We start from the raw sequence: 21662 nt of genomic DNA, 5'->3' as shown, positions 1-21662 counted from the left end.
CCGGCTCCGTGGCTGGCAGGGACGCCGATGTGGCTGTCCCGGTTCGGGTGTCGTGGTTGTGACTCTTGACTTCCTTGTGCAAGAAGCGCTTTGGAGCGCATGGGTAATTCTTACTATGCAACGGTGTCAGTGTCAACTGCGTGAGAGTAGATGGTTAAGGGTTAGTCTGTTGAGGCAGTCAGAATGCGGCTCCGGCCTACACGCAGGGTGATGGAAGCGGCTTGTCGGAGCGCAGAACGTGCCCGTGCGCGTTAAGTCGCGCACGGGCACTATCGCTGTGGACGGAATGACCGTCATATGAGACTTTGTTCTAGCAATTGCGTGTCATCCAGCGGATAACGTCGACAGATCAGGCCCGGGGTATCCGAGGACCGCTGGCTGGGGGTCGAGAGGTTGACCTCTCAACCACCAGCCAGCCCTCCGAGTGCTCGCCTGAGCAGGTCCAGCCTCCGTCGGTCGCGTCAGTCTCGTCTCATGTCGCCTGGTGGAGTACTCACTCCGTCAAGAACAGAGGAGCGTCTGGGTCGACTCAAAGGCCCGCCGTGCGGCCTCTGCCACTGGCAGCTTGCGGTGGGTCGAGGAGAGGATCTCCACTCCCCAGGGGCCGTTCCAGCCCGTTGCCCGCAGTGCGGCCACCACTCCCTTGAGGTCGAAGTCGCCCTCGCCGGGGAGGCGGCGGTTCTTGACCGTATCGGGGAGCCAGTCGCCCACCATGACGGCGCTGGCGTCGGACAGCTCGATGCCGACGATCCGCTCGACCGGACAGGCTGCCACCACCTCGTGGGGCGTGGCCGCCCTCTCAGTGTGCCAGACATCAACGATCAGTCCTCCGTTAGGGTGCCCGGCCGCCTCCACCAGCGCCAAGCCATCCGTGATGGTGGCGATGTTCATCCACGGCAGGAACTCGATGCCCAGACGTGCGCCGACGTTTGCCGTTTCAGTGGCCAACACCGCGAATTCGGCGGCCCACTGGTCCATGCTCCAGTCCTCACCGGAGTCGTCAGGAGCGACCTTCAGGTCGTAGCCTCCGAGTTCCTCCAGGTAGCGCAGCATGGCAGTGCGGTTGGCGTCGGACTCGGCCCGTTGGGGTCCTGGCCCCCACCAGTTCTGCAGGAGTTCGGTCTCCCAGCGTCGGATGCCGTTGTCAGCGAGGATCTTTCGCATCCCGTCGATGCCGTACTTGGCCTCGGCCACTTCGAGATCGCAGAGGAGGAAGCCCATGCCCATGAATCCCGCGGCCGAGGTCACCTCGACCCGTTCCCGGAAATCGACGGGTGACTGTTTGTCGGCCTCCATCGGACTGACGTCGCCTGCGGTCGTCCAGCAGGTGGCGAAGAGCTCGTCGGTCACGCCGGCACCGCCGGGATCTGCACCGCGACGCCGGAGCGGGCCGCTTGCCCAGCGGCGTCAGCCAGAACCAGCGCTGCCCTGCCGTCGGCTAGAGACGGCGACAGCGGTGAGCCAGACTCGATCGCGGCGACGAAGGCCGCCAGCTCGCCGGCGTAGGCCTCGGCATACCGCCCCATGAAGAAGTTGTGGTAGGCGACGGTGCTCTCTGCGTGATCTGAGCCGTAGCTGCGGACGGAGTTCGGCAGCTGATTGACGGCCTGCATCATTCCCTTGGGTCCGAAGACCTCCAGCCGCTGGTCGTAGCCGAAGGCGCAGTGGCGGGAGTTGATGATCGTCGCCACGGCACCGGTTGCGGACTTGAGGGTCACGACGACGCCGTCGAAGTCGCCGGCCTCCTTGATGCCGAGATCGATGAGGTTCTGGCCCGTCGCCGACACCTCGACGATGTCGGGCAGGAAGAAGCGCACCATGTCGAAGTCGTGGATCGTCATGTCCCGGAAGATGCCCCCCGACTGCGCGACGTAGGCCGCGGGCGGCGGGGCCGGATCGCGGGAGATCACGACGATCTGCTCGACGTCGCCGAGTTCACCCTCTAGGACTCGCGCGTGGATGTTGGCAAAGGAGGGGTCGAATCGCCGGTTGAAGCCGATCATCACCTTGGCGTCCTTGCCCTTGAGCGCCTCCAGACACTCGTCGACCCGTTGGAGCGACAGGTCGATCGGCTTCTCGCAGAGCACCGCCTTGCCCGCCGCAACGGAGGCGAGGATCATCTCGACGTGGGTGGGGGTGGGCGAGCAGATCAGGACCGCGTCGACGTCGTCGGCGTTGATGGCCTCGTGGGCATCGAGGGTCGCGCGCGCCCCGAGTGGGCCTGCGATGCGCTCAGCGGCTCCCGGGACCGGGTCCGCCACCCACTTGAGCTCGACGTCCGGGTTGCTTGCGAATGAGCGTGCATGTGCGGGGGCGATGCGCCCGGCACCGATCATTGCGAAACGCTGCATGATTTGTTACTCCTTAATCTCGTCGAGACGCACCGGTCGGTGCTCTGCCAATGAAAGATCCAGTGCTTCACAGATGTAGAGCGCCTCCAGCGCGTCCTGGAGGGTGCACTTGCTCTCGCCGCCCTCGAGCACGCTGGACACGAACTCGGAGATTTCCGAGGCGTAAGCGGGCACGAAGCGTGGGTAGAAGTTCGGGTACCGAGCACCAGCCTGGGCGAACGTGAAGTCGGGCTCGGCAGAGGTGACGGCCATGAACTCGGCGAAACCGACCGAGATCGTCTCCTTGCTTCCAGCGAGTTCGAGCCGGATGTCATAGCCGGCTGCATTGTTGCGTGAGACCTGGAGCGTGATGAACGAGCCGTCGTCGAGCGTCAGAACTCCAGCGCCTTCGTCGATGTCGCCCTGCTCCCCGAAGTAGGCGGCGCCGCGGCTGGCACCGACGACGTATGCCTCGACGACCTCGCGGCCGGTGACCCAGCGGATGATGTCCGCGTCGTGGATCGTGCAGTCCTTGAAGATGCCGCCGGAGCCGGGGATGTAGCTCGCGGGCGGAGGCGGGTAGTCGCCAGTGACGGCGTGCCCACGACGGAGTTCGCCGATGTAGCCCTCGCCGAGCAGCTTGCGGGCGTTGATGTAGCCCTTGTCGAAGCGGCGCATGAAACCGACCTGGACGAGGGTGCCGGTCTGGGCCACCGTGTCGACGACGCGCTTCGTTGTCGGGACATCCAGTGCCACCGGCTTCTCGGTGAATACCGGAACGCCGGCCTTCGCTGCAGCCATGATGTACTCGGCGTGCGCGTTCGTGGGGGTTGCCACGATCAACGCGTCCACCTGGCTGATCAGCTTGTCCGGATCTACCTGACGGGCATTCAGTTCCGCCGCCACCATCGCGGCCCGATTCGAGTCGAAGTCGGCCACCACGAGTCCGGCGATGTTGTCCAGCGTGTTGATGGTCCGAGCGTGATCGGCTCCGATCCGTCCCGTTCCGATCAATCCGACGGTGATTCCTTCTCTTGCCACGGTTGCTCCCTTGCAGTGGTTGGTTGTGGCGGTCGGGTCCCTGTCTGCCATCGGCATCGCAGCGGCCGTAGCCTTGCCTTGATCGCCTCTTCGGACATGGCAGTTGGACGCTGGCCAATGGTCCGGCTGAGGATGCGCAGAAGTTCGTCCTTCTGTGTGCCCTTTCCTATCATGCAACGGTCAGACTGTCAACTGGAAGAGAATATGCGGTGAATCCTGGCCGGCCGACCGCCGTACAGCGGCTCGGCGCGCGGGATGCCTCGCCCGTGCGCCGGGAGCGGTCAGATACGGTGTCGGCCGCGAGTGCCACTCCATACTTAGGTGTCATACAATGGTCAAGGTGTCCGTTGTATGAGTATACTGGGTCTGGAGAGGGGCCCTTCGCCGGCCCGCGGAAGTGCGAACTTGGATCGGAGCAGGCATGCGACAGCGCACCTTCAACCTGGACACGCGTTCCCGTGACGCAGTGCTTGAGATCAGCGCTCGTGGCCGACTCGTCCTGGTGCACCCGATGGCAAACCGCGGTACCGCCTTCTCGCTGGAGGAGCGCGAGGCGCTGGATCTCTCGGGACTCTTGCCGAGCCGGGTCACCACCATCGAGGAGCAGATGCGCCGGACGTACGCCCAGTACGACCGCTCGCCCTCCCCGCTGGCCAAGTTCATCTACCTCTCACAACTGCGCGACCGCAACGAGGTCCTCTTCTACCGCCTCCTCAGCGAGCATCTCGAAGAGATGCTGCCGATCATCTACACCCCTACCATCGGTGAGGCCATCGAACGGTTCAGCCACGAGTACGTGGGGTCTCGAGGATTGTTCCTCTCCATCGACCATCCCGAACTGATCGAACGATCGCTGCTTGACTACGAACTCGACGCGGACGACGTGGACCTCGTCGTGGTGACTGACGCCGAAGGGATTCTCGGCATCGGCGATCAGGGGATCGGCGGCATCCAGATCGCGATCGGCAAGCTGGGCGTCTACACTGCCGCCGCCGGCATTCACCCCCGCCGTGCCATCCCGATCGTCCTTGACGTTGGCACCGACAACCTCGGGCTGCTCAACTCCGACATGTACCTCGGCGAGCGCCATGCGCGTGTGCGTGGGGAGCGCTACGACGAATTCATCGATCAATTCGTGCAGACCGTGACGCGGCTCTTCCCCAACGCGCTGCTCCACTGGGAGGACTTCGGTGCAGCCAACGCCCACCGCATTCTCAACCGCTACGCCAACGACGTCTGCACCTTCAACGACGACATCCAAGGCACAGCCGCGGTGGTCTTGGCCGCTGTGCTCGCAGCCGCGCGCCTCACCGGAACCCCGTTGCCACAGCACCGCGTGGTGGTCTACGGCGCGGGCACGGCAGGCGTCGGCATCGCCGACATCATCAGGGAGGCCATGGCGAAGGCGGGTCTACGCGACGACGGTCACTCCCACTTCTACGCGTTCAACAGCCGTGGGCTCATCGTGGAGGACTCGTCAGGCGTCCGTGACTTCCAACGACCGTACGCCAGAACGAGGTCCGAGGTCTCGCAGTGGGACGTGGCCGACCCAGCGCACATCACGTTGGCTGAGACGATTCGCGCGGTTGCTCCGACGATCCTGATCGGTGCTTCCGCCCAGCATGGCGCGTTCACCGAGGAGGTCGTGCGGGCCATGGCCGACAGCTGCCAACGGCCGATCGTTCTTCCCCTGTCCAACCCCACGAGCCGCTCCGAGGCTCATCCGGCCGACGTCCTCGAATGGACCGACGGAAGGGCGTTGATCGCCACGGGAAGCCCTTATGGCACCGTCAAGCACGGCGACGTCTATCACACCATCGCGCAAGCGAACAACGCCCTGATCTTTCCCGGCCTCGGCCTGGGCGTGTCGGTGGTCCAGGCCCGCCGGGTCACCGAGGAGATGATCTACGCGGCCGCCGACGCACTGGCGGGCCTGGTCAACGAGTTCAGGCCAGGCGCCTCGCTCCTGCCCTCGATGGGGGACCTCCGCCTCGTCGCGGCCACCATCGCCAAGGCTGTGGCTGAGACAGCCGAACGGCAGGGATTGGCTCGACGTCCCATGGTCAACCCGATCAGCGACATCTACCAACGGATGTGGAAGCCGGTATATCCCGAGCTGAAGATCCTCCCGCCCGACCAGACCAACTGAAGGTTGCGCTCAGCAACTCACCCGCCCCGGCGTGGGCACACTCACGGAAGAAGAGGACAACGATGACCGATTTCACCTGGACCGAGCTGGACCAGAGGGCGGTGGATACTGCCCGGATCCTCGCCGCCGACGCGGTGGAGAAGGTGGGCAACGGTCATCCCGGGACCGCCGTGTCCTTGGCGCCGGTGGCGTACCTGCTGTACCAGAAGGTCATGAGAGGCGACCCCGCTGAGCCGACCTGGCTCGGTCGCGACCGCTTCGTCCTGTCTGCGGGGCACTCTTCGTTGACCCAGTACTGCCAGCTGTTCCTCGCTGGGTACGGACTCGAGCTTGCCGACCTCGAGGCGCTTCGCACCGAGGGGTCGCGGACTCCTGGCCACCCTGAGCTCGGCCACACCGACGGTGTCGAATGCACCACCGGTCCGTTGGGTGCGGGCATCTCCAACGCGGTCGGGTTCGCGATGGCGGCCCGTCGGGAGCGCGCACTGTTGGACCCGTCTACCCCGCTGGGGAAGCCGAGCGTGTTTGACCGGACGGTCTTCACGATCGCCGGCGATGGCTGCATGCAGGAGGGTGTGGCGTCAGAGGCGTCATCGCTGGCCGGTGCGCAGAAGCTGGGCAATCTGGTGTTGATCTACGACGACAATCGGATCTCCATCGAGGGAGAGACCCAGATCACGTTCACCGAAGACGTGATGGCCCGGTACGCGGCCTACGGCTGGCATGTGCAACATGTCGATTGGACCGACGGCGGCAGCGGCTACACCGAGAACCTGGGGGCCCTCTTCGACGCCATCGAAGCTGCGAAAGCTGTCACGGACAAGCCGAGCTTCATCAGGCTGACGACCACGATTGGCTGGCCGCTGCCCACCATGGCCGGCCACCACAGCGTCCACGGCGCGAAACTGGGCGCATCGGAGATTGCTGGGCTCAAATCCACTCTCGGCTTCGACCCTGCCGCCCACTTCGCCGTCGAGGCCGACGTGCTGGAGCATACCCGCAGCAACGCGGCGTCGCGGGCGGCGGCCGCTAAGGCGGAATGGCTTCCCCGGTTTGAAGCGTGGCAAAGCAGCAATCCCGACCACGCCGACCTCTACGAGCGCCTTGTCAGCCGCCGCCTCCCCGAAGATCTCGCGGCGGCGCTACCAGTGTTTCCGCCGGGCACAAAGTCCACCCGCGCAGCCTCCGGGGACGTGCTGAACGCTTTGGCGGAGGTGATGCCGGAATTGTGGGGCGGCTCCGCCGACCTGGCTGGGCCCAACTTCACCACCATGAAGGGCGTCAAGTCATTCCTGCCGCCGGATCAGTCGTCACCTGAGTTCGCCGGGGACTTCACCGGGCGGACGCTGCACTTCGGCATCCGCGAGCACGCGATGGGCAACATCATCAACGCGATCACCATCTCCGGGCTGACCCGCTGTTACGGCGGCACCTTCCTTGTCTTCGCCGACTACATGCGCGGCGCAGTCCGGTTGGCCGCGATCCAGAAGGTGCCCAGCATCTTCGTGTGGTCGCATGACTCGGTGGGCGTCGGCGAGGACGGCGCCACTCATCAACCGGTCGAGCACCTCGCGTCGCTGCGGGCCATCCCGGGCCTTGATGTGATCCGGCCGGCTGACGCCAACGAGACCGTGCAGGCCTGGGCGCTTGCCCTGTCCCACACCGACCGGCCTTCGGCGATCATCCTCTCCCGTCAGGACCTGCTCACGGTCGACCGCGACCAAGCCGGCATCGCCCCGGCGTCGGACACGGCCAAGGGCGGCTACATCCTGGTCGACGCCGACGGCCAGCTGCGCGTCGTCCTGATCGCCACAGGCTCCGAAGTCGAGGTGGCCCTCACCGCCCGCGACCAGCTGCAGGCCGAAGGCATCGGCACCCGCGTGGTCTCCATGCCCTGTCAGGAATGGTTCGACGAGCAGCCGGGGGAGTACCGGGCCGAGGTTCTGCCGCCCGGGGTCGCCAAGGTGGCTGTGGAAGCCGGCATCAGTATGGGGTGGCGGGGCTACGTGGGCGACAATGGAGCGATCATTGCCATCGACCACTTCGGGGAATCAGCTTCCGGCGCCCGTCTCTTCACCAAGTACGGCTTCACTGCGGACAATGTCGCGGCAGTCGCCCGAGCCACCTGCCTGGCAGTGGGCAGCTGACCCGCCGTCGCCACGGCGGCGGCTTCAGGCCGCAGTCGACTGGTGCCCCAACGGGTACGATGTCTCACCTAGCGGCCACCCGAACCACTTTCACCTTCGCCCCGGAAACCGACACCCAATCGAGTCAAGAGACCGCTACCAAGGAGCCCCCATGCCCAGTCCGTTCTATCTGTCAGGTGTGCCAACGTTGGGCGCTGAATCCTTTGAGGTTCGGTCCCCCTATGACGGCACGCTTGTTGCTGAAGTCTCGATGCCAACCGACCAGCAAGTCGAACAGGCCGTCGCAGATCTCGCCGCCGTCCGTGCAGAGGCCCAAGCGCTTCCTGCCCACGTGCGAGCATCCGCGCTCGATCACGTCTACCACCGGATGAACGAGCGATTCGACGAGATAGCCCACCTGATCACGATGGAGAGTGGCAAGGCGGACATGTGGGCCCGAAACGAGGTGCGCCGGGCGATCTCCACCTTCAGATGGGCGTCAGAGGAGGCCAGGAGGTTCTCGGGTGAACTCATGCGATTGGACAGCGACGAAGGGGGTGCCGGCAGAATGGCACTCGTTCGACGGTTCCCCCGCGGTCCGATCCTGGCGATCACGCCTTTCAACTTTCCCCTGAACCTTGTGGCGCACAAAGTAGCGCCCGCGCTCGCAGTCGGCGCCCCCGTTCTTGTGAAGCCCACGCCGAAGGCGCCCCTCTCCTCACTCCTGCTCGGCGAACTCGTCGCTGAAACGGCACTCCCGCAGCAGATGTTCTCTGTCTTGCCCATGAGTCTCAGCCAGCAGGAGCCTTTGCTCACGGACCCGCGACTGCCAGTGATCTCATTCACTGGATCTGACCGGGTGGGTGCCATGATTCGCGCCGCAGCACCGGACAAGCATGTGATCACCGAACTCGGCGGTGATGCCGCAGTCGTCGTGACCGCTGATTGGCCGGACATCAGAACTGCAGCCGCCCGAATCGGGCTTTTCGGTTGCTACCAGGCGGGACAGTCGTGTGTTGGCGTACAGCGTGTCTACGTCCACTCGAGCATCGCGGAGGAGTTCACGACGGAACTGGTCAAGGTCATGGAGGGGCTCAGGCAGGGTGACCCGGCCGATGCCGAGGTGCAGGTGGGGCCGGTCATTGATCTCGACTCGGCGAGCCGAATCGTGACGTGGGTGACCGATGCCACGGATCGAGGAGCCAATCTGCTCACTGGCGGGACGGCGGAAGGAACAACGGTCTCTCCGACGCTCCTCACTGACGTCCCCCCGGATTCGATCATCGCCAACAATGAGGTCTTCGGCCCCGTTCTTACCCTTGCGACCTTCGAGGACATCGACGAGGCCTTCGAGCTCGTGAACTCCTCGAAGTACGGCCTACAGGCGGGCGTCTTCACGACCGATATCCAGACGGCATTCCTCGCCCAGCAGCGGCTTGAGGTGGGAGGTGTCATCATCGGTGACGTGCCGACCTTCAGGGCGGACCAGATGTCGTACGGCGGATGGAAGGCTTCCGGCCAAGGCCGCGAGGGTGTAGCCACCGCCATGGCGGACATCACCGACGACCGCCTCCTCGTGTTGACGGGCATCACCATCTAGCCATCTCTCGTTGATGCACACGGTTAGGACGGTGACGTCCGCCGACGCTTCCTTCTGATGGGCCCCGGGCTGCAGGTGCAGCCCGGGGCCCACTGTCACTGACCGGCTAGAGGGCGGAGCCGACGGTGTCCCTCTCTGCCATCTCGGCCCTCGCTGCCTTCGCGTCTTCCTTGAGGTAGGCGAAGTCCGCGGAGGTGAGCATGGGTGCGTCGATCCGCATGTTGTAGAAGGAGCGGTACACCATGTAGATGCTGGCCACGCCGAAGGTGACGGCGAGGACGGCGTTGATGGCGGGGTTGCCGATGATGATCGAGAGCTCGATCGCGAGCATGCCGAACAGGGTGGTGAACTTGATGACCGGGTTGAGGGCCACCGAGGAGGTGTCCTTGAACGGGTCGCCGACGGTGTCGCCGACGATGCTGGCGTCGTGGAGTTCGGTGCCCTTGGCCTGCAGGTCCACCTCGACGATCTTCTTCGCGTTGTCCCAGGCGCCACCGGCGTTGGCCATGAAGATGGCCTGGTAGAGCCCGAAGATGGCGATCGAGATCAGGTAGCCGATGAAGAAGTACGGCTCGACGAAGGCGAACGCGAGGGTGGCGAAGAAGATCCCCAGGAAGATGTTGAACATGCCCTTCTGGGCGTACTGGGTGCAGATCTCCACCACCTTGCGGGAGGTTTCGACGGAGGCCTTGGTGGTGCCTTCAAGGTCGATGTTGGCCTTGATGAACTCCACTGCGCGGAATGCCCCGGTGGTGACGGCCTGCATGGAGGCGCCGGTGAACCAGTAGATGATCGCGCCGCCGGTGATCAGGCCCAGCAGGAACGGCACGTGCAGCAGGGACAGGTTCTCGACGTTGGTGGTCAGACCGGAGGTCAGCCCCATGATGATGGAGAAGATCATCGTGGTGGCGCCCACCGCTGCGGTACCGATCAGAACGGGCTTGGCCGTGGCCTTGAAGGTGTTGCCGGCGCCGTCGTTGGCCTCGAGCAGGTACTTGGCCCGTTCGAAGTTGGGGGTGATGCTGTAGTCGCGCTCGAGCTCCTCGCGGATGCCGGGGAGCGATTCGATCTGGGACAGCTCGTAGACGCTCTGTGCGTTGTCGGTGACCGGGCCGTAGGAGTCCACGGCGATGGTGACCGGGCCCATGCCCAGGAAACCGAAGGCCACCAGGCCCAGCGCGAACACGCCCGGGACGAGCATGACGCCGCCGGTGACCACGCCGTCGACCATCGCGCCGGGTTCGATCAGCGTGGAGACGCCGTAGGCGCCTGCCATCAGGGACACGATCGCGATGCCCAGCCAGTAGGCCGAGAAGTTTCCGGCGACCAGGCCGGAGAGGATGTCGAGGGAGGCGCCGCCTTCCTTGGCCGACTTCACGACCTCCTGGACGTGCTTGGCGCGGACGCCGGTGAAGACCTTGACCAGCTCGGGGATGACCGCGCCGGCCAGGGTGCCGAAGGAGATGATCAGTGAGAGCTTCCACCACAGGGTGGTGTCGCCGCCGACGTCGGGGATCAGGATGGCCGACATGATGAAGGTCAGGACAATGGACACGATCGAGGTGAGCCACACCAGCGAGGTCAGCGGGGTCTCGAATTCCATCTCGTCGGCGTCGCCGAACTTCGACTTGGCCCACATCGCGTTGCCGAAGTAGGACAGCGCCGAGGCCACCAGCATGATCGCGCGGATGAAGAAGATCCAGATCAGGAAGTGGGCCTGCAGGTCCGCCTGGACGCCGAGCAGGATGAAGGTGATCAGCGCGACGCCGGTGACGCCGTAGGTCTCGAAGCCATCCGCGGAGGGGCCGACGGAGTCTCCGGCGTTGTCGCCCACGCAGTCTGCGATGGTGCCGGGGTTACGCGGGTCGTCCTCGCCGATCTTGAACACGATCTTCATCAGGTCCGAACCGATGTCGGCGATCTTGGTGAAGATACCGCCGGCGATACGCAACGCCGAGGCGCCCAGCGACTCACCGATCGCGAAGCCGAGGAAGCAGGCGGTGGCGATGTCGGCCGGCACGAACATCAGGATGGCCAGCATCATGATGAGTTCGGTCGAGATCAGCACCATGCCCACGCTCATGCCCGAGCGCATCGGGATGTCGTAGACCTTGAACGGCTTGCCCTCCAAGGCGGCGAACGAGGTCCGCGAGTTGGCGAACGTGTTCAGCCGGATGCCGTACCAGGCGATGGCATAGGAACCCAGCATGCCGATGATCGCGAACCCCAGCACGATGAACACCCGGGCCCAGCCGCCGGTGGTGTTGAGGAACCCGAAGTAGACGAAGATCACGGCACCGATGAACGCGAACAGCAACATCAGGAACTTGCCCTGCTGCAGGAGGTAGGCCTTGCACGTGGCGTAGATCAGCTCGGACACGTCCCGCATGGACGAGTGGACGGGGAGGTTCTTCAGCTTGATGTAGCTGAGGATCCCGAACACGAATCCGGCCACACAGATCAGCATGCCGACCATGAGGAGCCACCAGCCGCTGATGGTCCCGCCGAAGAACGTGACCGCGTGCAGGTCGGGCAGCGGCAGGTCGAACTCGGAGGTGTGGGAGCCGGTTTCGGCGGGCTCAGCCGGGCCACCCGAGCACGCGGCCAGAGCCAGAGTCAGGAGCCCGAACGCGCCGTAGAGGGCCGCGCGCATGAATCCGCGCGGCCTCCCTGTGGCGGGTTGGGTAACGAGCGAGGGATTCGTCACGATGTCTTCCTTTGAAGGTTCTGTGGGTTGGCGTCGTCCACGTGTCACCGTGTGCAGAGCGACCGCCACGCATCTACGACGTCGGGTCGTAGACAAGACAAGAGTACATCTCATGCAATGAGCAATGTGTCCACCCCGTGCTAACTTGTTCGAACGGGCGTGGGGTGGCGGCGTGCCAACCAGCCGGAGGGTCGAACTTAGTGATGGGTGGCGTCCATGGAGATATGTTCGGTGGAGAAGCAGCGGGGACTTGGGAGCGTGTACCGGGCATGACCGAATGGGTGCATGTCCTGGCTACTGTCTCGCTGGCGGAGTGGCTGATCTTGCTTATCTGCGGGCTGCTCATCGGCTTTGCGAAGACCGCGATCGGGGGAGTGGCGATGATCGCGGTTGTCCTGGCTGCGTTAGTGATCCCGACGAAGGACTCGACGGGGGTCGTCCTGGTGCTGCTCTTGGTGGGTGACATGGTGGCGATCTGGACGTATCGTCGTAACGTCGACTGGCGTTTGATCGGTCGGTTGGTGGTGCCGGTGCTCATCGGTATCGGGCTCGGGGCCTTGTTTCTGAGCTGGGTGGACGGCCCATTGTTGAAGCGGACGATCGGAGCGATCCTGGTCAGTCTGCTCGTGCTGGGACGGTGGTCGGACAGGTTGGCTCCGCACCGGCCGGCTGTGGCCAGGTCCTACGGGTCGCTGGCGGGTTTCACCACCATGGTCGCGAACGCAGGCGGACCTCCCATGAACCTGTATCTGCTCGCCGCCAAGTACGACAAGTGGAGGTTCCTCGGGACAACTGCCTGGTTCTTCTTCGCTGTCAACCTGACAAAGCTCCCAGTCTCTATCGGGCTCGGCATCGTGCGGGCCGACACTGCGGTGTTGGCCTTCGCTCTTGCGCCAGCGGTCCTGCTTGGGACATGGGTGGGCAGGTTGATCATCCGGCGCATTGATCAACCGACGTTCGACCGGCTGGTGACCGTCTTCGTGGCGCTGACCGCTCTATACCTTCTGCTCGGCTGACATGGTCGTCGGTGGTGCGTCGTCATCGCCGCCCAGTCGTCTGCCCCGCCCAAATCTCGCGCACAGCATCTACTACCGACTGGGCCGTGGTGGCCCGGAGCCAGTCGACCGTTCGATGATCCTAGGGCTGACACGCTTCTCTGGATCCCGTGTCGGGGTGAGCTCTAGGGATGGGCCGAGGTGATGCCTCAGGACCCTCAGCAGGGTGGTCGTGATCCGATCAGCTGAGCAGCCCATGAGGGAGCGAGCGAGCGCCTCGAGGTCGGCGCCACACGTTTGGAGGTGCGTCAGCTGGGAAGTGACGCTGTCCCAACTGTTCGGTGCAAGGAGGTCGCTGTTGACGCCGGCGGCCCAGGGGCGCCAGTCGATCTCCACCCGACCACCGGGCTTGTGTTGGGCCAGGGTTGCTGTGACCACGGCGGCGGGGACCCTGGCGAGGCGTCGGGCCAGTAGGTTGGTGTCGGCGCCGGCGTGGTGTAGCTCGTCGAGCCTGGCAGCTATCGATGGCCACTCCGGCGTCCCGGCGAGGCCGGTGGTGTCGGCCCACTGCTGCCAGCGTTCAGTGGAGGGCTGGTCGAGGCGTTGTCGCATGGCCCGGGTCTGCTCCTTGGCTTGGTCGGCGGCTGAGGTGGGTGTGGTGGTCCAGGCGTTGACCCGCGCCACCAGGTATCGGGTCTGCTCCTCCGGGACGAGGTGCAGTTCGTCGCCCCAGGTGGTGGCGGGGCGGGCGGCGATGATGTCGGCGATCTGGCGGCCAGCTTCGATGGGGTTGAGGAAGGTGGCGCGGTCGCGGAGCATCAGCTGCGCCTGGGCGGTGGTGGCATTGGTGAGGGCGTCGTGGAGGGCGTCGGGTCCGTGCTGTTCGAAGAGCTGTGCCGGGTCGCTGCCCGCGGGAAGGAGTAGGCGGTGGGGGTCGTGGCGGTGCTGGGCCAGCAGCCAGAAGGCGTTCTCGGCTGCGACGTGGCCGGCGTTGTCGGAGTCGGTTGCAATCACCGGCGTGACCCCGCCGCGCAGCAGTAGAGCCTGTTCGGGGGTGAAGGCGGTGCCGAGTGGTGCGACGCCGATGAAGGCGCCTCGGCCGGCGAGGGTGACCGCGATCGCGTCCATTGGCCCTTCCACGATGACTGGCACAGCATCGTGGGTGAGGTGGCGGTGGCCGTAGAGCACGTCGCGCTTGGCGAACAGTGGGCTGGCGGGGCTGTTGAGGTACTTCGGGCCGTGGTCGTCGTCGGCGTCGGGGTGGCGTCGGCCGACGAACCCGACGATGACGCCGTCGTGGGTGATGGGGAGGATGGCTCGGTCGCGGAATCGATCGATCACGTTGCCCTGCCGGGTGGTGGTGGCCACTCCGGCCGCCAGTAGCTCGGCGGTGGTGAACCCCCGCTTCCGGAGGTCCGTGACGAGGCTGGTCCAGCCGGCTGGCGCGTGACCGACCCTGAATCGGGGGTCGCCGGCGAGATCCTGCCCGAACCGCTGCGCGAAGTAGCTGTGGCTCCAGCTCCCGGGCAGCTGGACCTCGAAGAACCCGGCTGCGGCCTGGGTGACCTGGGCGAGGCGCTCCGGGGTGTGGGGTTCGTCGGCCCAGCGGTCGGCTGCTGCGAATGCTTGCCGCAGCTCGACCTCGCTGCAATCGGGGTCGGTGCGCTCCCGTAACCGGGCGGCTTCGGCGAGGTCGGCGGTGCGCGTGGACCAGTCGATCTCATCGATCCCGTCGGGCGGCAGCTCGTCGGGATGCGGAGGCGCCTCAAACCCGTCCTCGTCGACCAGTGCGGTGTTGGTTTCGGTGAGGTGGTGGGCGCGCCACAGGATCGCCTGACACGCATCATCGAACCCGGACACATCCGCCACGGGAGCGATCAAGTCGTCGATGTGGAGGCCCTGGTCGGTGCCGTGGGTGATGGCGGCAGCGAGGTGTGGCCACCAGGGGCTGGCTTCCAGATCGGCCGTCGCTTCGTAGCCGAGACGCTCGACGAGCGACCCCTCCCAAGCAGGCATTGTGGGCGCGTCCGCGGTAGCAATGTGTCGGCTGAGGCGCCACCACAGCGCGGCTGCGGGCTGCTCTGCGGGCAGCGGTCCGTCGGCGACGGCTGCGGCGAGGTGTTCGGTGATCGGTACGCCTGTGTTGTGGAGGGAGGCGAGGCGGTGGGCGAGCACGGGGGTGTAGGGGTCGCGGGGGAGGTCGGGGCGGATGTCGAGCAGGAGGTTGGTCCAGATCGCGACGGGGTGGGCGGGGCGGAGCCGGTCGGTGAGGTGTGTTTGCCAGTGGTGTGCGGCTGCGCCGAGTTGAGCGGGTCCGGTGGGTCGTCGGTCGGATCGTTCGACCTGCCAGGCGGCGCGCCACACCTCCACCTCGGTCACGCTCGACGAGGTCAACGTCTGCCCCGGCAACGCCCACACCGGGCGCCCGATGGCAGCTGTGGCGTCTCGGACTTCGGCGGCGAAATCACGGACCTGGGAGGCCCGGGCGGCGAGGTAGGGGCCCCACTGGTCGTGGTGAGCGAGTGTCTCCAGGATGCCGGTGAGCCAGGGGAGTGGCCCCGTTGTGTCGGGGTGGGGGAGTCGCCAGGTCAGGACTGCCGCCGGATCCTGGGCAGTTGACAGTTCGCGCGCATCCACAGCATCGCGGAGCAGCTGGAGCGGTGAAGGGGACGTCTCGCTGGCGGCCGAGAGCAGGAGGAGGTGGGCCCGGAGGGTGGGCCACGCCGCGCTAGAGGTGAGCTGATCGACGACCTCGTCGGCATTCCGATCCAGCTCGCGTGCGGCGTGGGTGTTGAGGTGTTCGACGGCGACGCTCAGCGCGTCGGTGTAGCGGGCCACCGCCTGGCCGAGGCGGGTGTAGGGGTCGACGGCGTGCCGGGTTTCGGTGATGACGGATCTGGAGGATCCGTCGCGGGCAAGGATGGATTCGAGGATGTCGCCGGCGGTGACTGGTCGCAGGGTGGTGGGGTGGATGGGGGAGTTCTCCCCGCCGCCGTCGACCACCTCCACATAGGCATGGTTCGACCGGCGTCCGCGGCTCATCGCCACATACAACTGCTGCCGGGTTTCGGCGCCGGTGAGGACGGTGTGGGTGGTGTCGACGGTGATGCCTTGGGCGCCGTGGACGGTCACCGCGTAGCCCAGCTCCACGCTTTGGGTGACGTAGGTGGGGGGTAGTTGAATCCGGGATCCGGAGAGACGATGAACTGCGTGGATTGCTCCGGTGGTGGTGACGGCGGTGACTGTCCAGCGGTCGCCGTTCTTGACCCAGTCGGTGGCGCTGACGGAGAGTCGACGGTCGTTGAGTCGGGTGACGATGACGTCCCCGACGGAGGCGAGGTTCCCGTCTGACAGCGCGGCGACGGGACCCTCAATGTGGCTGCCGGTGGCGGTGAGGCGGTGTTCGCGGGCCCATTGGTTGAGTTGGGTGACCTGGTCGCGGGTGCCGGCCAGCATCACCGTGTCAAGGCCGGCCGCGCGGTCGGTCTGCCAGCCGTTGAGGGCGTCGCGGAGGACGCTTTCGTCCGAGCCGGCATGGATCCGCTGCTGGTCGAGGTAAAAGCCAAGAGCCTCGGGTCGGCCGTCACGCAGCGCGAGGGAGGCGGCTGCTTCCGCGGTGTCAGCGAACCGCATGACCTCAGTGAGGTGGACGGCGCCGTGGGTGTGGTCGATGTCGCGCAGCACCCCGCCGGCGCCGACGGCGGCGAGCTGCTGATCATCCCCGATCAACCGCACCGACGCCCCACGCGCCATCGCCACTCCGATCACCGCCGCCAGGGTGGGTGTATCAGCCATCCCAGCTTCGTCGATGATGATCAGCGTGTCAGGTCCGATCGTGGAGTGGACATCGTTGTGGTTGTGGTGGAGGTCCCAGGCGACCTTTGCCAGGGTGGTGGCGTGGCCGACGTGGTCTGCCAATAGGCGTGCTGCGATGGCGGAGGGGGCGAGCCCCATGACGGTTCCTCCGCCGTCCTGCCATGCGTGGGCCAGGGCTGCGAGGGCGGTGGTTTTCCCGGATCCGGCGGCGGCGAGGGCGAGCTGGACCCGGCGTCCGCTGGTGGCCATCTGACGCACCAAGGCGATCTGTCCAGCGGTGAGAGTGATGCCATTGGCGGTGGAGGACAGCAGCGCCAGCGACACGTCCGCCTCGCTCGCTGTCCGGCCATCCAGCAGTGTCGCGGCGTTGGTGATGGTCTGTTCGGCTTCGATCACGGCGGTGGACGTGAACCGCCGGCTCCCGACGGTGGTGTACACCGATTCCCCGTCCGTGCGGCGCAGGACCTGCGGGTCGCTGATCGGATCGACCCACCCCTCCAACGCGACACAGCGATCGGTCGCCGCAGCCAGCAGCTCGGCGGTGAGCTGGGCGGCTTGTTCGGGACTGGTGGCGCGTTCCCTGGCCCTCCGGGAAGCTTCGGCCTGCAGGTGCCACACCGTCCACGACGCCCGCGACAGACCCATCCTTGTCACCATCTCGTCGGCCACCGAGTCCACCCATTCCGCCGTCGCCGCCGGCCCCGGCGCGCGGCCCGCGGCGTGCACGTCGGCGAGCATGCGCGTCACGCCGTCGACGCCGAGCACCGCGGTCGCTTGGGCTGCCCAGGTGGTCCGCTGCTCGGTCAGGGTGCGGGGTTCGTGCTTGGCCTGACGGGTCTCCAACGTGGCCTGCTGCGCCAACGCGATCGCCTCGGCAGGTGTCGGCGGGCGATGATGATCGTGCTGGAAGTCGACGGCGAGCTCGGCCTGACGGGCCACGATCGCGGCCCTCCGGCTGGACCACGCCTCACGCAACTGCTCCGGGACGCCGACGATCTCCCGGACCGGTCGCTTCGCCGGATCCCGGGTCAGATCCGGAGCGAAACGGAGACCCAGACGGGTAGTGAGGTGGGCTTCCAGCTGCGTGTTGTACACCTCCGAGACGCTCACCATCCCCGCGAACAAGGGCCGCCCGTCGATCGCCAACCACGCCCCATCCAGGGTCTGGACCTTGTTCGCGATCGCGACATGGGTGTGCAGATTCGGATCCCCCGCGCGCGAGTCCCGGTGCGTGAACGCGGCTGCGATCAGGCCGGTCACCTCGACCTGACGCACCCCACCAGCGCCGCGCCGCGAGTACAGCACCCGCTGCTCGAGGTAGGCCAGGGCGTCGGCGACGGCGGCGTTGTGGGCCTCCTCAATCTGAGCTGCCATCGGCTGTGGCGCGACCGCCCACAAGGCTGAGACCGACTTCACCGGCGTGAACGTCACATCGAACCCCGCACACGCCGTCGTCGCATTCCGCGTCAACCGCGCCACCTCCGAGGACAGCTCCAGACTGCTCGGAGCCCTGCCCATCCGCTGCTGAAAGCCGGCTCTGGCGAGCTCGTTGCGGATCCCTGCCCGCACATCGACAGGCACCGAGGCGTCACTTCCGAGACCGTTGGCGGCGGCCCATTGGCTACACCGGATCGCGACCGCCTGCTGAAACACTGTGGCCGCCTCATGCACCCTGAACGGCGACCCCAGCCGCGCCGCGCGGCGGATCTGCTCGACGGTGGCGCCCTTCGGGAGGGCGGAGAGTCGGGCCTCCATATCGGGATGGTTCCCCGCCCCGAACAATGCCCGCATCTGCACCTCCGACACCGGGCTCCCAGGCTCCATCTCCAGCGCCTTGAGGCCGGCGCCGACCCAGCGTCCGGGGACCTCTCCCTTCTCGGTGTAGTACGACGTCAGCGACGCGTGACCCTTCTCCGTGGAGTCTTGGACAGCGACCTGCCGGGTCAGGTAGTCATAGCCCGACCCGGCCGTCAGCTTGTGCAGTGACGCCGTCATACCCCCTAAGAACCCGCACTCGCCCCAGCCACAGCGCGAACCGTCGTGCAAGAGGTGTGTTCTACATCAAGGGAGGGGGGTATGGGCTTGTCGAGGCAGCGCGGGGAAGGACGCGGCAGAGCGTAGCTGGGAGTCCGAGCGAGGCGGGGGCTCGGCTGATGTCGGCCGGCGACGGAGGCAGTCCTTCGTGCTGTTGACCGGTCCACGGGAAGGGAGCCACGGGTTGCTGAGGTGAGTGATGTGGTCGGGGCCGACACCCATGGTGGTCTCGCTCTCCGCAGCGGGGTTTCACACGTTGTCGTGCCACGCCCTGACATACGTGCACGCTTGGGGAACATGATGGAGCCCTGGTTGTGCGCGAATGTCGATCCTTATCGTCGGCTGCTGCAACAAGCGCGTGTGCCAGGGATCAAGAAAGGACTGCTCATGGGCGTCAACCGGTCGTTGGATCCTGCCCGTGATGTCATCGTGTTGGTTCACAGTGGGTGACCGGTGGCCAGGAGACCTGGGCGCAGCAGGGGGCCCTGTCTGCGACGTACGATCTAGTCCTCCCTGATCGGCAGGGCTATGTGCTATCGGCGCCCGACGCTCCGGATGATCAGCTCGCCGATGCAGTCACCATCAGTGGCCTGCTGGGGGACGGCGCACATCTGGTCGGCTACTCCATGGGCGGGTTGCTCGCGATGCTGGCTGCCGCACGCAACCCGCAGGCCGTGAAGAGCCTCGTCCTGATCGAGCCGGTGGCTTTCGACCTGATGCGGGGTCGAGCACACGTCGAGGCGTTCATCACCGGCTACGATGCATTGCTGTCGAGCAGCGAGATCCCGAGCACTTCTTGCGTCAGTTCCTGGTGTTCTTCGGTAATGATCCGGCAGAGGTGAGCCAGATCCCCGATCCGCTGCCGGAGGGGCTGCGTAAGGCGGCCGTCGCACTCTTGACAGGAGCGGCCCCGTGGGAAGTGCCAACCCCGGTACCTGAGCTCGCTGCGGCGGACTTTCCCATCGTGGTCGTATCTGGTGGGCACAGGGACATCTTCGCTGCCATCCGCGATGAGTTGGCCGGTCGGGTGGGGGCGCAACGCGCCGTCGTCAAGGGCGCCGGTCACGCGGCCCAGTTCACGGGTGAGCCCTTCAACGCCCTGTTACGAGCCACCTTGGAAGGGGCCACCTAACTGTAGGCACGCCAGCATGGCCAGTCATCACCAGGGTTGGATGATGACCCCACCTGCGGATCCCCTCACGATGCGCGTGGGTGGGGCTCTCCGCCAGGGCAATGACGAACGCCGAGATGATCACCCAAACAGCAGCAGAGTCAGCATCCCGCAGACCTTCCCGACATCAACGCCCATGCACGCTTGGCCACGATGGCGATCGACTCAGCGCAGCATGAGCGAGCGCTAAAGCAAGGACTGCGCCGTCCTCTCCGAAGGTGGCTCACACCCGGGTGACCGCGGCCGCACATCGGTAATCTTGTGCGTTTTGTGCGTTTCGGCTAGCCTGGATGCATGACTGGAATGTTGGCTGCGGATCAAGCACGTCAGTTGCATGCCGCCTTGGAGGCGGTAGAGGACATGTCAGCGCGTGAGCCATTTCTGCGTCTCCTGGAGGTGTTGGAGACGTCCCCGGGGGCGGTGGTTCTTCCTTCTGACGAATTGCTCAGCACCCAGGCCGTCGCGGATCACCTGGGCGTAAGCCGGATGACGGTCGTCCGACTCATCGATCAAGGGACTATCGAGGCAGCCGGGGCCGGCACGCATCGCAAGGTCCGAGCATCGGAGGTCGATCGGTACCTGCGGGAGCGGACGTCGAAGCGTCGTGCTGCGTTGGGGAGGCTGGCTCAGGACGTCGATTTCGGCACTCCTGCTGACGAGGTGATCCGCACTCGATGAGTGGCCCCGTCGTGCTGCTGGATGCGTGCACGTTGGTGCCCATTCGGCTGACTTCGTGCCTGCTGTCCCTGGCTGAGGCTGGGCTGCTGACTCCGCTGTGGTCCGACGAGATCCTGGATGAGGTAGAACGGAACCTGCCGAAGCTCAAGCTGATGACCCCTGATCGGGCGAAGCAGCGTGTGGCCGCGATGCGGGATGCCTTTGACGAAGAAGCATCGGTGGACGGTTACGACGACTTGATTCACCGGCTCACGTGCGACCCTAAGGACCGCCATGTGCTGGCCGCGGCCATCGCAGGGGGCGCAGACGTCCTGCTGACGTTCAACCTGAAGGACTTCCCCCCGGCCTCGGCCGAGCCCCATGGGGTGTCCATTCAGCACCCTGACAGGTTCCTGTCGTTGCTGCTCGCCGAGCACCGCCAAGAGGTACTGGACGCCCTTCGCTTGGACGTAGCCCGGTACCGCCAGCCCACTATGAGCATCACCCAGTACCTCGCGGCCCTGACCGCAACGGTACCGACGTTCGCCACACTCGCCCACGATGCCCTCGCTACCGAGGGACAGGATGAGTCGCCCGTGGCGGCACTCATCCCGGCCGCCGAGGACGAAGCGCTTGCCGCCCTCGGGGCACTCGGAGATCTGACGAACCCGGCCCAGGTCGCTTTCCTATGGTGGACAGCGTTGTCGGCTGACGCCGAAGCCGTGCGACTTCTGACTTATGACCCAACGGTTTGGGGCGACTACCAACGGGCGCGTGACCTCCTCAAGGGAAGAGGGCTGGCTTCACGGGTGATCCAGCTTGTTGACGCTCCAGATCGTGTGGCGGTCATGCGGTTCGTCCCAGAAGCCCCCACCGCGGTTCAATCGTTCGCCTCGTTCGTCACACCTATGGTCTTCCTCACGATGCTGCGACTTGAAGACGGCACGTGGCGGGCATGGGGGCTGGGACCCCAGATCCTCAGCGCTCGTGACATTCTGGCGTAGGCGTCGCTTAGCCCGACAGCGGCAAAGGAGTG

Annotated in this window: 13 protein-coding genes; 8 read left to right on the top strand and 5 right to left on the bottom strand. The window is 65.8% G+C overall.

The genetic code is table 11. The features are described from left to right. Window positions 1-501: 501 nt before the first annotated feature. The 3 genes from ACX1D0_RS09825 to ACX1D0_RS09815 are packed head-to-tail and all read right to left on the bottom strand — an operon-like array spanning window position 502 to window position 3371. On the bottom strand, window positions 502-1350 hold the full coding sequence (locus ACX1D0_RS09825) for a sugar phosphate isomerase/epimerase family protein (protein WP_459017695.1): 849 nt from the start codon (window positions 1348-1350) through the stop codon (window positions 502-504). Next, complete coding sequence (gene iolG / locus ACX1D0_RS09820) at window positions 1347-2351, bottom strand: inositol 2-dehydrogenase (protein WP_459017694.1); 1005 nt, start codon at window positions 2349-2351, stop codon at window positions 1347-1349. The genes ACX1D0_RS09825 and iolG overlap by 4 nt, the downstream gene beginning before the upstream one ends. A 6-nt stretch (window positions 2352-2357) precedes the next feature. Continuing rightward, window positions 2358-3371, bottom strand: a complete 1014-nt coding sequence (locus ACX1D0_RS09815; RefSeq protein ID WP_459017693.1) for a Gfo/Idh/MocA family oxidoreductase — start codon at window positions 3369-3371, stop codon at window positions 2358-2360. Between the two features lie 421 nt (window positions 3372-3792). On the opposite strand from ACX1D0_RS09815, the gene maeA reads away from it, so the two are divergent. The 3 genes from maeA (at window position 3793) to ACX1D0_RS09800 (ending at window position 9246) form a co-directional block, all read left to right on the top strand. Then, window positions 3793-5520, top strand: coding sequence for an NAD-dependent malic enzyme (gene maeA, locus ACX1D0_RS09810; protein WP_459017692.1), 1728 nt, complete (start codon window positions 3793-3795; stop codon window positions 5518-5520). A gap of 62 nt (window positions 5521-5582) precedes the next feature. Continuing rightward, window positions 5583-7667: a transketolase gene (tkt, locus tag ACX1D0_RS09805; RefSeq protein WP_459017691.1), complete on the top strand. Its 2085-nt coding sequence runs from the start codon at window positions 5583-5585 to the stop codon at window positions 7665-7667. A 151-nt stretch (window positions 7668-7818) separates the two neighbouring features. Continuing rightward, window positions 7819-9246: an aldehyde dehydrogenase family protein gene (locus tag ACX1D0_RS09800; protein WP_459017690.1), complete on the top strand. Its 1428-nt coding sequence runs from the start codon at window positions 7819-7821 to the stop codon at window positions 9244-9246. A 106-nt stretch (window positions 9247-9352) separates the two neighbouring features. Here the strand turns inward: ACX1D0_RS09800 and ACX1D0_RS09795 are convergent, their stop codons facing one another. Next, window positions 9353-11899 carry a sodium-translocating pyrophosphatase gene (locus tag ACX1D0_RS09795; RefSeq protein ID WP_459020436.1) on the bottom strand — a complete coding sequence of 849 codons (2547 nt, stop codon included), beginning with the start codon at window positions 11897-11899 and terminating at the stop codon, window positions 9353-9355. Between the two features lie 323 nt (window positions 11900-12222). Between ACX1D0_RS09795 and ACX1D0_RS09790 the strand changes: the two genes are divergently transcribed. Continuing rightward, on the top strand, window positions 12223-12969 hold the full coding sequence (locus ACX1D0_RS09790) for a sulfite exporter TauE/SafE family protein (protein WP_459017689.1): 747 nt from the start codon (window positions 12223-12225) through the stop codon (window positions 12967-12969). 72 nt (window positions 12970-13041) lie between these two features. Here the strand turns inward: ACX1D0_RS09790 and mobF are convergent, their stop codons facing one another. Then, window positions 13042-18759, bottom strand: coding sequence for a MobF family relaxase (gene mobF / locus ACX1D0_RS09785; RefSeq protein WP_459017688.1), 5718 nt, complete (start codon window positions 18757-18759; stop codon window positions 13042-13044). 485 nt (window positions 18760-19244) lie between these two features. Here mobF and ACX1D0_RS09780 point away from each other — a divergent pair, with 485 nt between their 5' ends. The 4 genes from ACX1D0_RS09780 (at window position 19245) to ACX1D0_RS09765 (ending at window position 21630) form a co-directional block, all read left to right on the top strand. Beyond that, complete coding sequence (locus tag ACX1D0_RS09780; RefSeq protein ID WP_459017687.1) at window positions 19245-19640, top strand: alpha/beta fold hydrolase; 396 nt, start codon at window positions 19245-19247, stop codon at window positions 19638-19640. Then, complete coding sequence (locus tag ACX1D0_RS09775; protein WP_459017686.1) at window positions 19637-19930, top strand: alpha/beta fold hydrolase family protein; 294 nt, start codon at window positions 19637-19639, stop codon at window positions 19928-19930. Before ACX1D0_RS09780 ends, ACX1D0_RS09775 begins: the two co-directional genes overlap by 4 nt. Before the next feature lie 333 nt (window positions 19931-20263). Next, window positions 20264-20647 carry a helix-turn-helix domain-containing protein gene (locus ACX1D0_RS09770; RefSeq protein ID WP_459017685.1) on the top strand — a complete coding sequence of 128 codons (384 nt, stop codon included), beginning with the start codon at window positions 20264-20266 and terminating at the stop codon, window positions 20645-20647. Further along, window positions 20644-21630 (top strand): PIN domain-containing protein, encoded by a 987-nt coding sequence (locus ACX1D0_RS09765; protein WP_459017684.1) that lies wholly within the window; start codon window positions 20644-20646, stop codon window positions 21628-21630. Before ACX1D0_RS09770 ends, ACX1D0_RS09765 begins: the two co-directional genes overlap by 4 nt. The last annotated feature ends 32 nt before the right edge of the window (window positions 21631-21662 follow it).

Source organism: Tessaracoccus pujii, from assembly GCF_054483895.1.
Note: the sequence above shows the minus strand (reverse complement) of the source record. Positions and strands in the feature narration are given on the sequence as shown.